The 14,210-nt window shown below is 64.7% G+C and carries 13 protein-coding genes; 6 read left to right on the forward strand and 7 right to left on the reverse strand.

Translation table 11 applies throughout. The annotated features are described in order from the left end of the window. Window positions 1-22: 22 nt before the first annotated feature. The gene (locus tag HDG32_RS11095; RefSeq protein ID WP_184022974.1) at window positions 23-736 is read right to left on the reverse strand and encodes a FadR/GntR family transcriptional regulator; all 714 of its coding nucleotides are present in this window, start codon (window positions 734-736) and stop codon (window positions 23-25) included. Between the two features lie 180 nt (window positions 737-916). On the opposite strand from HDG32_RS11095, the gene dgoD reads away from it, so the two are divergent. Together dgoD and HDG32_RS11105 are read left to right on the forward strand one after the other, a co-directional pair. Beyond that, window positions 917-2,065, forward strand: a complete 1,149-nt coding sequence (dgoD, locus tag HDG32_RS11100; protein WP_090801766.1) for a galactonate dehydratase — start codon at window positions 917-919, stop codon at window positions 2,063-2,065. 247 nt (window positions 2,066-2,312) lie between these two features. Continuing rightward, entirely contained in the window at window positions 2,313-2,615 is a 303-nt protein-coding gene (locus HDG32_RS11105; RefSeq protein WP_184066626.1) for a hypothetical protein, read from the forward strand. 133 nt (window positions 2,616-2,748) lie between these two features. Here the strand turns inward: HDG32_RS11105 and HDG32_RS11110 are convergent, their stop codons facing one another. Both HDG32_RS11110 and copC read right to left on the reverse strand, forming a co-directional pair. Next, the gene (locus HDG32_RS11110; RefSeq protein WP_184066629.1) at window positions 2,749-3,678 is read right to left on the reverse strand and encodes a CopD family protein; all 930 of its coding nucleotides are present in this window, start codon (window positions 3,676-3,678) and stop codon (window positions 2,749-2,751) included. Further along, window positions 3,675-4,052 (reverse strand): copper homeostasis periplasmic binding protein CopC, encoded by a 378-nt coding sequence (gene copC / locus HDG32_RS11115; RefSeq protein ID WP_090801770.1) that lies wholly within the window; start codon window positions 4,050-4,052, stop codon window positions 3,675-3,677. Before copC ends, HDG32_RS11110 begins: the two co-directional genes overlap by 4 nt. A gap of 394 nt (window positions 4,053-4,446) precedes the next feature. Between copC and HDG32_RS11120 the strand changes: the two genes are divergently transcribed. The 4 genes from HDG32_RS11120 to HDG32_RS11135 all read left to right on the forward strand — a co-directional run bounded on the left by HDG32_RS11120 (window position 4,447) and on the right by HDG32_RS11135 (window position 9,060). Continuing rightward, window positions 4,447-5,178: a c-type cytochrome gene (locus tag HDG32_RS11120; RefSeq protein WP_184022971.1), complete on the forward strand. Its 732-nt coding sequence runs from the start codon at window positions 4,447-4,449 to the stop codon at window positions 5,176-5,178. A 21-nt stretch (window positions 5,179-5,199) separates the two neighbouring features. Next, window positions 5,200-6,501, forward strand: coding sequence for a cytochrome c (locus HDG32_RS11125; RefSeq protein ID WP_184066632.1), 1,302 nt, complete (start codon window positions 5,200-5,202; stop codon window positions 6,499-6,501). Window positions 6,502-6,633: 132 nt separating this feature from the next. Then, window positions 6,634-7,254, forward strand: coding sequence for a PAQR family membrane homeostasis protein TrhA (trhA, locus tag HDG32_RS11130; protein WP_184066635.1), 621 nt, complete (start codon window positions 6,634-6,636; stop codon window positions 7,252-7,254). A gap of 225 nt (window positions 7,255-7,479) precedes the next feature. After that, on the forward strand, window positions 7,480-9,060 hold the full coding sequence (locus tag HDG32_RS11135) for a DEAD/DEAH box helicase (RefSeq protein WP_184066638.1): 1,581 nt from the start codon (window positions 7,480-7,482) through the stop codon (window positions 9,058-9,060). A gap of 59 nt (window positions 9,061-9,119) precedes the next feature. On the opposite strand, the gene HDG32_RS11140 is transcribed toward HDG32_RS11135, so the two are convergent. The 4 genes from HDG32_RS11140 to HDG32_RS11155 form a co-directional block, all read right to left on the reverse strand. Then, entirely contained in the window at window positions 9,120-9,653 is a 534-nt protein-coding gene (locus HDG32_RS11140) for a hypothetical protein (protein WP_184066641.1), read from the reverse strand. Window positions 9,654-9,791: 138 nt separating this feature from the next. Further along, window positions 9,792-10,619: a ferritin-like domain-containing protein gene (locus tag HDG32_RS11145; protein WP_026226031.1), complete on the reverse strand. Its 828-nt coding sequence runs from the start codon at window positions 10,617-10,619 to the stop codon at window positions 9,792-9,794. A 393-nt stretch (window positions 10,620-11,012) separates the two neighbouring features. Further along, window positions 11,013-12,383: an MFS transporter gene (locus HDG32_RS11150; RefSeq protein ID WP_184066644.1), complete on the reverse strand. Its 1,371-nt coding sequence runs from the start codon at window positions 12,381-12,383 to the stop codon at window positions 11,013-11,015. 184 nt (window positions 12,384-12,567) lie between these two features. Further along, window positions 12,568-14,208 carry a gamma-glutamyltransferase family protein gene (locus HDG32_RS11155; RefSeq protein ID WP_184066646.1) on the reverse strand — a complete coding sequence of 547 codons (1,641 nt, stop codon included), beginning with the start codon at window positions 14,206-14,208 and terminating at the stop codon, window positions 12,568-12,570. Between the last annotated feature and the right edge of the window lie 2 nt (window positions 14,209-14,210).

Genomic DNA, 14,210 nt, shown 5'->3' on the forward strand with positions numbered 1-14,210 from the left:
ACCGAATGCGCCGACGTCCGCCTCAGCCTTCGATTCGCCCGCGCGTCACGCCGAGCAATGACGCCATCGCCGCGTACGCCGCGGCGGCATCGCGCGCGCGGATCGCGTCGAACACCGCCGTGTGCTCGGCGAGCGACGCGTTGAACACATCGGCGCGTTTCGCATTGAGCCGCAATTGTGCCTCGAGCGTGCGCTCGATCAGCGCGCCAAGCGGGATCAGCAGCTCGTTGCTGCACGCGGTGAGCACGCACAGGTGGAACTGCAGATCCGCGCGCACCCATTCGTCGACGTTGCGCGCCGCCACCATCGCGGTATGCGCGGCCGCAAGCGCACCCAACGTGTCGTCGGTGTGCGCGGCGGCCGCGAGGCCGGCGGCGTAAGGCTCGATCATCTCGCGCATTTCCTGGAGCTTGAGCGCGAACGCCATCGGCTCGGCGACGCGCGAATACCAGTCGAGCAGATCGGCATCGAGCAGATTCCACGCGGACTTGACCCGCACGCGCGTACCCACGCGCGGCCGCGATTCGATCAGCCCTTTCGACGTCAACGTGCGCAGCGCCTCGCGCAGCACCGTGCGGCTCACGCCGAACATCTCCATTAACTCGGCTTCACGAGGCAGGATCGACTCCGGCGCATAGTCGCCGCGCAGAATCGCGGTCGCCAGCAGTTGGGCGACTCGCCCGTGCAGATCGTGCGTAATGGTTTTCTCCTCGCGGTTGATGATCCCGTCGCGCAACGTGGCGGTAAGTCGGCAGATCTCACCACTATGTGGCAAATAGTACTATTAATAGTATTTTAATGCAGTTTTGTTGTAGCATGGAATTCCCCGAAATTTTGCATGCCCGCAGACCTGCTTTGCATGGGTTCGGAGTAAGCGCCAAAGTGCCAACTCCGATCGACACCGGAGACACACACCATGAAAATCACCAAGCTCGAAACTTTCATCGTCCCGCCGCGCTGGTGCTTCCTCAAGATCGAGACCGACGAGGGCATCGTCGGTTGGGGAGAGCCGGTGGTGGAAGGCCGCGCGCATACGGTCGCCGCGGCCGTCGAGGAACTATCCGATTATCTGATCGGCAAGGACCCGCTGTTGATCGAGGATCACTGGCAGGTGATGTACCGCGCGGGCTTCTATCGCGGCGGCCCGATCACGATGAGCGCGATCGCCGGCGTCGATCAGGCGCTGTGGGACATCAAGGGCAAGCATCACGGCGTACCGGTGCATGCGCTGCTCGGCGGCCAGGTGCGCGACAAAATCAAGGTGTACTCGTGGATCGGCGGCGACCGTCCGAGCGATGTCGCGAACAACGCACGCGCGGTGGTCGAGCGCGGCTTCAAGGCCGTCAAGATGAACGGCTCGGAAGAGCTGCAGATCATCGACACCTTCGACAAGGTGCAAGGCGTGATCAACAACGTCGCGGCGGTGCGCGAGGCGGTCGGGCCGAACATCGGAATCGGCGTGGACTTCCACGGCCGCGTGCATAAGCCGATGGCGAAGGTGCTCGCCAAGGAACTCGACCCGTACAAGCTGCTGTTCATCGAAGAGCCGGTGCTGTCGGAAAACGCCGAGGCGCTGCGCGACATCGTCAATCAGACCAACACGCCGATCGCGCTCGGCGAGCGTCTCTATTCGCGCTGGGATTTCAAGCACATCCTGTCGGGCGGCTACGTCGACATCATCCAGCCGGACGCGTCGCACGCGGGCGGCATCACCGAGTGCCGCAAGATCGCCGCGATGGCGGAAGCCTACGACGTCGCGCTCGCGCTGCATTGCCCGCTCGGCCCGATCGCGCTCGCAACCTGTCTGCAGATCGACGCGGTCAGCTACAACGCGTTCATCCAGGAACAGAGCCTCGGCATCCACTACAACCAGGGCAATGACCTGCTCGATTACATCAAGAATCCGCAAGTCTTCAAGTACGAAGACGGCTTCGTGTCGATTCCTCAGGGCCCCGGACTCGGCATCGAGGTCAACGAAGAGAAGGTGCGCGAGATGGCGAAGGTCGGTCACCGCTGGCGCAATCCGGTGTGGCGTCACGCGGACGGCAGCGTCGCCGAATGGTGATCTGAACACCTGAGCGAAGCAGGCGGAACGCCGCCGGCGGGCGACGTGACGCGCGGGCCGTCGCAGTAACGTAACATCCCGGACCAGCCGGCTCGAACCGGCCTTCGAGCGCTGCCGCCCCGACCTGCATCACTCCCCGCCGAGCCTTATCCCGCCTGGCTTTCGCGACGTTTGTTCGGTATCGGACATACGTATGGCCTGCTCCTTGCTGAAATGCATGCCAACAACGCATGCAGCGAGGAGCACCATGGGCGAATTCCTTCCTGACTATCTGATCCGCGAACAGGCGGCGGTCGGCGCGCTGGTTGCTTTCGGCGTGCTGCGCATCATCGGCGCGATGCTCGCGTACGAGCGCGGATGGAACATCTCGGTAGTCGGCAAATGCTTTATCGCCGCGGCGGTGCTGTACTGCCTGCCGCAGGTCTTCGATCTGCTCACGCAGATGGTCGGCTCGCACGCGACCGGCGCCGAACTCGAAGGCAAGGCCGCGGGCTGCGCGATCGCGTTGTTCTGCGCGCCGATTCTCGGTCATCGCCTCGGCTTCGAGTAAGCGGGCTTCGCAGTGCGGCGCTTTCATGCGGCGCGCATCCGCGGGTGCTGTCGTAGAACTGACGCACGATGGACGCGCGCGGCCGTCGCGCATCCATCGCCGATTGGTCAATCGCCTATGCCGCGCCGCGCGTTCAACCGAGCGCAGCGAACGCCGGCACGGTGTATGACAACGCGGCCGCGACGACGAACACGCCGATCATCAGGAGCGCTTCCAGATACATCACGTTGACGAAGGTGTGCGCATCCATCGTCGATGCGGTGCGACGCAGGCGTGGCAGCGCCGATGTGCGGTTCAGCGCGCCGAGCACCAGCGCGAGCGCGACCAGCACGAGCTTCAACGTCAGCACATGACCCCACGTGCTCGCCTGAATCGCTTCGAACGAACTGCCCGAGTCGCGCACCGCATTGAAGACGCCCGACAGCAACACCAACGCGACCGCGACGATCGACACGTTCGACACCTGGGTCGCCGTGCGGATCAGCATGCCCCGCGCAGTGGATGCCCCGAGCGCCGGCAGCACCGCCAGGCCGGAGGCCATCGCGAGTCCGCCCCATACGCTCGTTGCGAGCACGTGCAGCGTCTGCATGCCGATCGCGGCCGACACCACGCCGGCATCGGCCGCATGACCGAGCGACGCCTTACCCGCCGCGATCGCGAGCACCGCGAGCCACAGCAGCGTATTGCGCAGCATGCCCGTGCCATGGCTCAGCGCGGTGCCGAGCAGCACCAGCGCGCCGCCGAACGCGACGCTCCAGCCATAGCCGACATGCGTTTGCGTCAGCACCGTCGGCACCACGCCGAACGCCGCGGACAACGCGACACCGCTCATCGACGCCGCCTGATACAGGAGCCAGCCGAGATCCGCGAGCACCAGCACGATGGTGGCCGTGAGCATCGAGCGTTGCGCGCGCATCCAGCCGGGACGCGCCGGTGAAGTGCCCTGGAGCCCGTCCCTCGCGAGCCATGCGCCGAGTAGCGCCGAGCCGACGGCGAAGCCGAACGAGACGTTCATGAGCGCGGCCATTGCGACCTGCCCGATCCACAGTCCGTCGAAGTTCATTTGACGTTGAACGCGAAGTCGCCATGGGTACGATGACCGTCGGTGGCCACCGCGATCCAGTGCACCGCATAGCGGCCGCTCGTCAACTGAGGCAGCGCGAGATGCATCACGCGGGCGTCCGCGCTATCGACCGTCGACGCGCCCGGCGTCGCGGGCTTGCCGCTTGCATCGGCGAGTGTGATCTTGCTGAATGCGGGCTCGAGCGGCTCGGTGAAATGGATCGTCAGGTCGGTAGGCGCGACGGCGTCGGCGTTCGCGGCCGGCACGCTCGAGATCAGATGCGCATGCGCGAACGCGGTGGACGACATGGCCAGCGCCACCGCGCCGGACATCAACGCTCGCAGCGTCGACGAGGAGAAATCGAATAGCTTCATGTAAGGCCGATAGCGGATGAGAACGAACGGAACATAGGCGGGCCGGCGAGGCGCATCGTCTGCACGACGGCCGGCGAGCCCGGAAGTGTACGCTTCGATGGCGCGCGCGGGGATCGGTTCAACCTGGCTTGATCGAATGCGTCACACGGCATCACGTTTGCGGCGACGCCGCCGTGATTATTTTTGAGGCAAAGACGTCGACCACGATCCGTGACGCAACCAAAGTCCGAAACCGGCATAACGCGACACACTGTCGCATGGCGGTCACACCTGGAACCGTCTCTAATGCGGCAAATAGTCACCATTACCCTTCGATGATAGAATGCTGCGTCGCCGCGGCGACGGCTGTCCTTCACACCGAGCCGCCCGAAGTTCGGTCAGGTCCCCGATTCTGATGGAGTTACGCGTGTCTTCAAGACGCCTCTTCCGCCCGTTGCTTGCCCTTCTGTTGATCGGCACCGCGGGTGTCTATAGCGCAGCGAAAGCGCAGACTCAACCGAAGGCCCCCGACACGATGGAAGCGCGCGTGCAAGGCTGCACGGCCTGCCATGGCTCGCATGGGCAAGGTACCGACAACGACTACTTCCCGCGCCTCGCCGGCAAGCCGGCGGAATATCTGTTCAATCAGTTGCAGAACTTCCGTGAAGGGCGCCGCAGGTACCCGCCGATGAACTACCTCGTCACGTATCTCTCCGACGACTACCTGCATCAGATCGCCACGTTCTTCTCGCAGCAGCGCCCGCCGTATCCGACGCCGGCCAAGCCGACGGTCTCGGCCGCCACGCTCGCGCGCGGTGAGCAGATCGTGCTGCACGGTGATGCATCGAAGCAGGTGCCCGCTTGCGCGGCCTGCCACGGCAAGGCACTGACCGGTATGGAACCGGCGATTCCGGGTCTCGTCGGTCTGCACGCCGACTACATCAGCGCGCAGCTCGGTTCATGGCGCTCGGGCACGCGTCACGCGATCGCGCCGGACTGCATGCACACCATCGCCACGCGCCTCAGCGACGAAGACGTGAACGCCGTCGCGGCCTGGCTTTCCACGCAACAGGCTCCGCCAAACCCCGTGCCGGCTCCGGCCCGCTCCTTGAAGACTCCGCTTGCCTGCGGCAGCGAACCGCAATAAGGCGCCGGGAGAGACATTCAAATGAAACACAAGTCTTTGTTCGCCCTCTCGGCAGTCGTCGTGGTCGCGGCCGCCGCACTCGTTCCCGTCCTCTGGTCGGGCGGCGACAATCTGCATAGCAGCGGCGCAGCCGTGGCGGCAACGCCCGCGGACCAGGCCGACCTGATCAAGAAGGGCGAGTACCTCGCCCGCGCCGGCGACTGTATCGCCTGCCACACGGTGCGCGGCGGCAAGCAGTTCGCCGGCGGCCTGCCGATGGCCACGCCGTTTGGCACGATGTTCACGCCGAACATCACGCCGGACGACCAGTACGGCATCGGCAAGTGGACCCAGGACGACTTCTATCGCGCGATGCACACCGGCCGCTCGAAGGACGGCAGCCTGCTTTATCCGGGCTTCCCGTTCACGAGCTACACGAAGGTCACGCGCGCCGACTCGGACGCGATCTACGCGTACCTGCGCTCGGTCGCGCCGGTCAACGTGCCGAGCCGTCCGCACGAACTGAAATTCCCGTTCAACCAGCGCAACATGCTGATCGGCTGGCGCACGCTGTTCTTCCGTGAAGGCGAGTTCAAGCCGGATCCGACCAAGTCGGTCGAATGGAACCGCGGTGCGTATCTGGTCGAAGGCCTTGGTCACTGCGGCATGTGCCACACGTCGATCAATGCGATGGGCGCCCCGGTCAACTCGGCCGCGTTCGCGGGCGGCCTGATTCCGCTGCAGAACTGGTATGCGCCGTCGCTGACGTCGAACCGCGAAGCCGGCCTCGGCGACTGGGACCTCAAGGACATCGCCGACCTGCTCAAGACCGGCGTGTCGAGCCGCGGTGCGGTGTTCGGTCCGATGGCTGAAGTGGTTCACAACAGCCTGCAGTATCTGTCGACCGAAGACATCAACGCGATGGCGACGTACCTGAAGACGATTCCGCAGAAGAGCGAAGCACCGGAACCGCTGCAGCTCGAAACCTCGGAAAAATTCGGCGGCGAACTGCTGAAGCAAGGTCAGAAGATCTACGCTGACAACTGCGCGAAGTGCCACGAGGATAACGGTCTCGGCCGGCCGCCGGCATTCCCGCCGCTCGCGAACAACCAGTCGATCCAGATGCCGTCCGCGGTCAACCCGATCCGCATGGTGCTGAACGGTGGTTATCCGCCGAGCACGGAAGGGAACCCGCGTCCGTATGGCATGCCGCCGTTCGCGCAAGCTCTGTCGAATCAGGAAGTCGCAGCGGTCGTGACGTACATCCGTATGTCCTGGGGCAACCACGGCACGGCCGTGTCGCCGCAGCAAGTGGCCGACCTGCGTTCGGCGCCGCTCGACTAAGCAGGGTTCGACGCACCCCGGGCGCGGCCTGCGAAATTCGCGGCCGCGCCCTTCGTTCTTTCAGGACCGGTATCATGTAGGGCTATTTGTGTTGGAGGTTGCCCTCGTGGGACCGTGCAGGAGGAAAGAGTTGTGCCCTTCGGTGAGCGTTTGAACAGCATCACCCATCTCGTCGGCGCCGTGCTGTCGGTGGTGGGGCTGGCGACGCTCGTCACGATGGGCGCGCTCGCCGGCGACGCGTACAAGGTCGTCAGCTTCGCCGTATATGGTGCGATGCTGTTTGTGCTGTATGCGATCTCGACGCTGTATCACGGCGTCAGCCATCCGCGTCTGAAGGCGATTCTGCAGAAATGCGATCATTCGGCGATCTACCTGCTGATCGCCGGCAGCTACACGCCGTTCACGCTCGTCACGTTGCGTGGACCGTGGGGCTGGTCGTTATTCGGCGTGAGCTGGGGGCTCGCTGCCCTCGGCATCGTGCAGGAACTCACGCTCGGGCGACGCACCCGCAGCGTGTCGATGGTGCTGTATGTGTTGATGGGATGGCTCGCGCTCGTAGCCGTCCACCCGCTGGTGCAGGCGTTGCCGGCCGCGGGGACCGCGTGGCTCGTGGCCGGCGGCGTCATCTATAGCGTCGGCATCTATTTCTTCATCAACGACGAGCGCATCCGCCACGGACATGGTATCTGGCACCTGTTCGTACTGGCGGGCAGTCTGTGTCAATTCGTCAGTGTCGCGCGCTATGTCGCGTGACATTCCACGGCGACGAATTGCAACTTAAGGCCAGTCGACGTGTCTGCATAGCGCGTTGAAACATTCGGCACATCTGTGAGCGTGCCGCCGATTTCTCCGTGAACGGAACCGGGCCTCGGCCTCGAACACGCCATGCGGGCGTGTCGATGCCGCGCTGGTTTTTCCGCGTTGGGGTCCTTTGGGCCCAGCGGGGCCGTTCGCGACACTGCATTGCAAAGAGCTTTTATGTCTTTTGATTCCCTCGGCTTGTCCGAACCGCTGGTCCGCGCTGTCAATGAACTCGGCTACACCAGCCCGACTCCGATCCAGACTCAGGCGATCCCGGCCGTGCTCAACGGCGGCGATCTGCTCGCCGGCGCGCAAACCGGCACCGGCAAGACCGCCGGCTTCACGCTGCCGATCCTGCAGCGCCTGAATTCGATGCCGCCGGCCGCCGGCGGCAAGCGCGTGGTGCGCGCGCTGATCCTCACGCCGACGCGCGAACTTGCCGCGCAGGTCGAAGAAAGTGTGCGCGCCTACGGCAAGTATCTGAAGCTGAAGTCGACCGTGATGTTCGGCGGCGTCGGCATCAATCCGCAGATCGATGCGCTCAGGCGCGGCATCGATATCGTCGTCGCGACGCCGGGCCGTCTGCTCGATCACATGCAGCAGAAGACCATCGACCTGTCGCATCTCGAGATCCTCGTGCTCGACGAAGCGGACCGCATGCTCGACATGGGCTTCATCCACGACATCAAGCGCGTGCTCGCGAAGCTGCCGCCGAAGCGCCAGAACCTGCTGTTCTCGGCGACCTTCTCCGACGAGATCAAGACACTCGCCGATGGCCTGCTCGACTCGCCGGCGCTGATCGAAGTCGCGCGCCGCAACACGACGGCCGAAACGGTCGCGCAGAAGATTCACCCGGTCGATCGCGACCGCAAGCGCGAGTTGCTCACGCATCTGATCCGTCAGCACAGCTGGTTCCAGGTGCTCGTGTTCACGCGCACCAAGCACGGCGCGAATCGCCTCGCCGAGCAGCTGACGAAGGACGGCATCAGCGCGCTCGCGATTCACGGCAACAAGAGCCAGTCGGCACGCACGCGCGCGCTCGCCGAGTTCAAGGACGGTACGCTGCAGGTGCTGGTGGCGACCGACATCGCCGCACGCGGCATCGATATCGATCAGTTGCCGCACGTGGTCAACTTCGATCTGCCGAACGTGCCGGAAGACTACGTGCATCGCATCGGCCGCACGGGTCGCGCGGGTGCGACCGGCGAGGCGGTGTCGCTCGTGTGCGTCGATGAACTGCAGTTGCTGAAGGACATCGAGAAGCTGATCAAGCGTCCGGTCCCGCAGGAAGTGATCGCCGGTTTCGAGCCGGACCCGACCGCGAAGCCGGAGCCGATCCTGCGACGCGGGCAGGGCGGTGGCGGGCGCTCGCCGCGCCAGGGACAAGGTGCGGTGCGTCGTGACGGCGGTGCTGGTGGTGGCGCACCGGCCAAGCCGGCTCAAGGCTCCGGTCAGCGTTCGGGACAAGGCACGGGTCAGCGTTCGGGCCAGCGTGCGTCGAACGCTCAGCCCACGCCGCGGCCACAAGGTGCGAAGCCGGCCGGCAATGGCAGTCAGCCGCGTCGCGATACGCAGCGTAACGACGATCGGCCGCGTACCGCCGCGCATGATGGCGCTCCCGCGCACCATGCGCCGCGCAAGCCGCAGGGCAATCGTTCGCACAACGGCAATCCGGGCGCGTTGCTCGGCGGCGGCGCGAAGCGCAACGATGCGCCGCGTGGTGCGCAACCGTCGCGCAACGGCGACCGTGGCCGTTAAGCGTCGCGCGGCCTAAAGGCTGCCCGCGCATCAGCCGTTAGCGCTTCCCTGCTCGAAGACTAACGGCGGCTCGCGGCGGCAGCCTGCTTCAAATGCTCGACCTGCCGTTCCCATCGCTCGAGCACCACACTCCCCTCTCCTTGCAATTCGAACGTGATGCCGCCCGTCAGGCGCGCATAACGGACGCTTTGCGCTTCCGCTGTGTCGATCGAGCCGAGCAGATAGACGAGGCCGCTGTCGTCGCCAGCAACACCGGGCAGCGGCGCGACACGCAACTGCACCTGATAGAACGCCGCACCGCAGACGAAGCTCAGCGCCGCGCGCCCGCTTTGCGCGATCGCGCGCGTCGCGCGCGCCTGCGGCCATAGCGCGATGCACAGCGTGCGCGAGTCGGGCGCATAGAGTTCGCCGACGCTCAGCAGAGATGTGCGCACGTGGCCGTTCGCGTCGACGGTCAGTAGCGACGCGGTGAAGCCCTGCTTGTCCGCAAGCGACGAACCGTCGAACAACGCGCGCACGTTGGCCGGCCATTCGTCGAACACGATCTGTTCGAGCGGACGCGCGGACGTAGATGCGGAGGAGGAAGCGCTCATGCCATCGATCCAGTCGAAGTAGTCGGTAAAGCTCCATCATGCCTCGAAAAAACCAAAGCCCGCATGAGCGGGCTCCGGTTCGTTTCGTCAGGTCGTTGCAGCTGCATTCAGCCGATGTCTCGCGCAACGTTCGATAGCTCAGCGGAAGAATACGTGCTGCGTGATCTTCGCGAGCGGATAATGCACACCCGGCTGAATGCGCGCCGGCAGATCGAGCGGCTTGAGCAGCATCTTCACGCACATGTCGGCGGACAGATTGCGGCGCACCAGCTTGTTGATGCGCGCCGCGCGCTCGCGGTTATACGCGGAGTCGTGCACGCGCTCCGGATAGCGAATCGCGAACACGTGCCGCAACGCGATCTCCGAATCTTCGTTCTTGATTTCCATCACGCGACGCATCAACGCGCCGAGCACCGCGAGCCGACCGTTGCCCTCGATCCGGTTGTACTTCTTGAAGTACCTGAAAAAGTGCTTGTAGTGACGGACTTCGTCGGTACGAATGTTGTCGGTGATCTGCTTGAGGACCGCTTCGTCCGAGCACTCGTTGATCGCGCGGTACAGCGTCGCGGTACCCGTTTCGACTACGCAACGCGCGACCATCTCCAGCGCGCGGGTCTTTTCGAAATCCTCGACCGAGCACGTGAGCGAATACTCGCCCATGAAATTGCGGAACGCGGTGTCCCAGTCGAACTCGGGCCATACATACGCGATATAGGTCTTCAGCGCCCGGCCGTGCTGCATTTCCTCGGGCTCCCACTCGTGGTTGAGCCAGGCCGAGACCTCGGGATCGTCGTTGAAAAACGTACTCAGATTGCTGGTGTAGAGATCGGTGCCGCTTTCGATGAACGAAGCCGCGCACAACAACAGCAGCAGGTCCTCGTTGGCCGCGGCCTTCTGACGGTCAATGCGCGTCAGATCGATGTCTTCGATCCGCCAGGGCATGACATGGTTCAGCTCTGTGTGCATCGTATCTTGCTCCCATGCTGTACCGACCCGTGGAGTTCTTCGCAACTGCCACCGCGCTCGCAGTGATGTTTCTGCGTGTCGGATACAACGCCGTGAATTAGAGTTGGGCCCTTGTACTCTGCATCTTAGCCGGAGATATCCGACCATGCAGATCACACAGCACAGACCATGCCGCATCGACGCAGTTCCGATTTCAAGATAGTCGAAATCTTCCAACGTGTTAAAACGATGTGCGCAAGGCAAAAAAAGCCAGCCCAAAAGGCTGGCTTTTCGGACAGACATCAGACCCGGCGGGGTTGGGGACACGGGCGGGCGCCCTAGGCGGGCCCCCCTAGGCGGGCCCCCCTAGGCGGGCCCCCCTAGGCGGGCCCCCCTAGGCGGGCCCCCTCTTTCTCAGGCAGGTTGGACGTCGCCCGGGATGGGACGCACGCGACGCATGCGCAGCGCGACGATGATCAGCGATACGCCCGAAAGTACCGCCGCAAGCAGGACGTAATAACTTGGCGCGAGTTTGTCGCCGGTCAAATGAATGAAGGTTTCGACGATGGTCGGCGCGAAGCCGCCGAAGATCGTCACACCGATGCTGTAACCGATTGAAAGGCCAGTCGAGCGCACGTGGGTCGGGAAGATCTCCGACATCAGCGCGGGCATCGGCCCCGAGTATGAGGCCTTGAAAATACCGGCGACGCCTTGCAGCACGAGCAGCCAGCCAATCGTCGGATGTGTCTGCAGCCATGCGAACATCGGATAGATCAGCAGGCCCATCAGGATCGACGTGCTCAGCATGATGCGAATTCGGCCGATGCGATCGGACAGCGCGCCCATGATCGGCGAGAAGATGAACTGCATGCCGCCGTTCAGCACGACCACGCCGAACGACGCGGCCGCCGCCATATGCAGCTGCTTGACCGCGTAAAGCGGCATGTAGAGCTGCAGCACGTACACGCCGACCGTCGACTGCGCAACCATGCCGATCGCGAGCAGCAGGTTGACCCACTGATTCGAGAACGACGCGTCCTTCGTTCCGCTGACGACCTTGTGCTCGCCAGCCGCCTCGCGAGCCGCGCGTTCTTCACGCAATGCGAGAAATTCGGGCGTCTCGTCGAGATGCGAGCGGATGTAGTAGCCGACCGGCCCGACCAGCAGACCGAACACGAACGGCACACGCCAGCCCCAGCTGTTCAGATGCTCGGCCGGCAGCCACGCGGTCAGCAGCGAACCGAAGGCCGCCGCGGTGATCGCCGCGAGACCCTGGCTCGCGAACTGCCAGCTCGCGTAGTAGCCGCGCCGAGTCGCGCTGTGCTCGACCATGAACGCGGTCGCGCTGCCGAACTCGCCGCCGACCGCGAAGCCCTGCACGAGCCGCGCCAGCAGCACCAGCAGCGGCGCCGCGAGACCGATCGTCGAAAACGGCGGCATCACGGCCATCGTGAAAGTACCGACCATCATCAGCGCGATCGCGAGCGTGAGCGCCGCCTTGCGGCCCTTGCGGTCGCCGTACACGCCGAGCACGATCGCGCCGAGCGGGCGCATCAGGAACGAGAGGCCGAAAGTGGCGATCGCGAGCAGCGTCGACAGCCACTCGTCCTGCATCGGGAAGAACTGTTTCGCGATGATCGTCGCGAAGTAGCCGTAGACCAGGAAGTCGAACCACTCGAGCGCGTTACCGATCGACGACGAGAAAACGATCCGCCGCACCATCGCTTTCGAAAGCGGCGCGGCGTGGGGGGAAGCGGTCGTCGAGTGCGACGCGGGGGTGTTCATGATGGTCTCCTGCCTGTCTGCTGCGTGATAGCTGTGGTGGGTGCGGCACCGCCTGGGTCAGCGAGGCGGCTGGCGGGCGCGCAATAGCGCGGCATACGGCATGCCGCGCGTTCGTTACGTGTTACCGGGTGTCGGACCTGAGTCCCGGTGCGGACCTCGGCCCCGGGCGTTGCCTCGTTGTGGCCTAGAAGCCGGCGGCGAGACCGTCGCGGCGGCTGTCGCTGGCCGCCACGTAGCCGCGCTCCGGCTCGTTGCGATCGAGTTGCCAGATGAACTGGCCGGAGCCGAAGTCCATGTACGGATCGTCGACCGACTTGATCGTGTGGCCGAGCTTCTGCAGGCCCTCGGTGGTCTTCGGATCGAGCGTCGACTCGATATCGACCGTGAAGTCGCGGTTGACCTTCCAGCGCGGCGCGTCGCACGCGGCCTGCGGCTGCTGAGCGTAGTCGAGCATGCGCACCACCGTTTGCAGATGGCCTTGCGGCTGCATGTCGCCGCCCATCACGCCGAAGCTCATCACCGCTTCCTGCTGACCGTTCACCTGCTGCGTGAGGAACGCCGGGATGATCGTGTGGAACGGCCGCTTGCCGCCCTCGACGACGTTCGGCGACTTCGGATCCATCGAGAAGCCGCAGCCGCGGTTCTGCAGCGCGATGCCGCTGTCCGGCACCACCACACCCGAGCCGAAGCCCATGTAGTTCGACTGGATGAAGCTGACCATCATGCCGCTCTCGTCCGCGGCCGACATGTAGATGGTGCCGCCCGCCTTCGGCATGCCGAAGTCGAAGTGCGTCGCCCGCTTCGGATCGATCAGCTTCGCGCGCGAGCTCAGGTACGCGTCGTCGAGCATCTGCTCGGGCGTGACTTCCATCGACCGCGGATCGGCCACATAGCGATACAGGTCGGCAAACGCGAGCTTCATCGCTTCGATCTGCAGATGCTGCGACTCGACGCCGTCGACCTTCAGCGACTTCACGTCGAACTTCTCGAGGATGCCGAGCGCAACCAGCGCCGCGATGCCCTGGCCGTTCGGCGGAATCTCATGCACGGTGTAGCCGCGATAGTCCTTGCCGATCGGCTCGACCCAGTCCGGGCGGTAGTTGCGGAGATCGTCGGCGCTCAGCGCGGCGCCGCCTTCGCGTGCGAACGCGGCGATCCGCTCGGCGATCTCGCCTTCGTAGTACGCGCGCGGGCCCTGCTCGGCGATCAGGCGCAGCGTCTTCGCGTGACCGGGCAAGCGCACCAGCTCGCTGACCTCAGGCGCGCGGCCGCGCGGCATGAAGGTCTGCGCGAAGCCCGGCTGATCCTTCAGTTCCGGCACCGCGGCCGCCCATTTGTACGCGACGATGCTCGCCACCGCGTGACCGCGCTCGGCGATCTCGATGGCCGGCTCCATCAGGTCGGCGAACGGCAGCTTGCCGAACTTCTGGTGCAGCGCTTCCCAACCGGCGATCACGCCCGGCACCGTGACGGCGTCCCAGCCACGCTTCGGCTGTTTCGCGAAGCCGTTTTCCTCGCCGTATTTGCGCTTGAAGTAATCGACGTTCCACGCAGCCGGCGACACGCCCGACGCGTTCAGACCATGCAGCTTCTTGCCGTCCCACACGAGCGCGAACGCGTCGCCGCCCAGGCCGCACGACACCGGCTCGACCACTGTGATCGCTGCGGCGGCCGCGATGGCCGCGTCGACGGCATTGCCGCCCTTCCACAACATGCGCAGCCCGGCCTGCGCCGCGAGCGGATGCGAGGTCGAAACGATATTGCGTGCGAATACGGGCAGACGTTGCGTCGGATAAGGGTTTTGCCAGTTGCTGAAGCCAGTCATGT

This window comes from Paraburkholderia sp. CI2, assembly GCF_014201055.1.
Lineage (GTDB): Bacteria > Pseudomonadota > Gammaproteobacteria > Burkholderiales > Burkholderiaceae > Paraburkholderia > Paraburkholderia tuberum.

Excerpts from the sequence above, each read along its gene's own strand:
- copC (WP_090801770.1), bottom strand. The coding sequence starts at position 4,052 with ATGAAGCTATTCGATTTCTCCTCGTCGACGCTGCGAGCGTTGATGTCC.
- dgoD (WP_090801766.1), top strand. The coding sequence starts at position 917 with ATGAAAATCACCAAGCTCGAAACTTTCATCGTCCCGCCGCGCTGGTGC.
- HDG32_RS11140 (WP_184066641.1), bottom strand. The coding sequence starts at position 9,653 with ATGAGCGCTTCCTCCTCCGCATCTACGTCCGCGCGTCCGCTCGAACAG.
- HDG32_RS11155 (WP_184066646.1), bottom strand. The coding sequence starts at position 14,208 with ATGACTGGCTTCAGCAACTGGCAAAACCCTTATCCGACGCAACGTCTG.
- HDG32_RS11150 (WP_184066644.1), bottom strand. The coding sequence starts at position 12,383 with ATGAACACCCCCGCGTCGCACTCGACGACCGCTTCCCCCCACGCCGCG.
- HDG32_RS11120 (WP_184022971.1), top strand. The coding sequence starts at position 4,447 with ATGGAGTTACGCGTGTCTTCAAGACGCCTCTTCCGCCCGTTGCTTGCC.
- HDG32_RS11110 (WP_184066629.1), bottom strand. The coding sequence starts at position 3,678 with ATGAACTTCGACGGACTGTGGATCGGGCAGGTCGCAATGGCCGCGCTC.
- HDG32_RS11145 (WP_026226031.1), bottom strand. The coding sequence starts at position 10,619 with ATGCACACAGAGCTGAACCATGTCATGCCCTGGCGGATCGAAGACATC.
- HDG32_RS11135 (WP_184066638.1), top strand. The coding sequence starts at position 7,480 with ATGTCTTTTGATTCCCTCGGCTTGTCCGAACCGCTGGTCCGCGCTGTC.
- HDG32_RS11125 (WP_184066632.1), top strand. The coding sequence starts at position 5,200 with ATGAAACACAAGTCTTTGTTCGCCCTCTCGGCAGTCGTCGTGGTCGCG.
- HDG32_RS11105 (WP_184066626.1), top strand. The coding sequence starts at position 2,313 with ATGGGCGAATTCCTTCCTGACTATCTGATCCGCGAACAGGCGGCGGTC.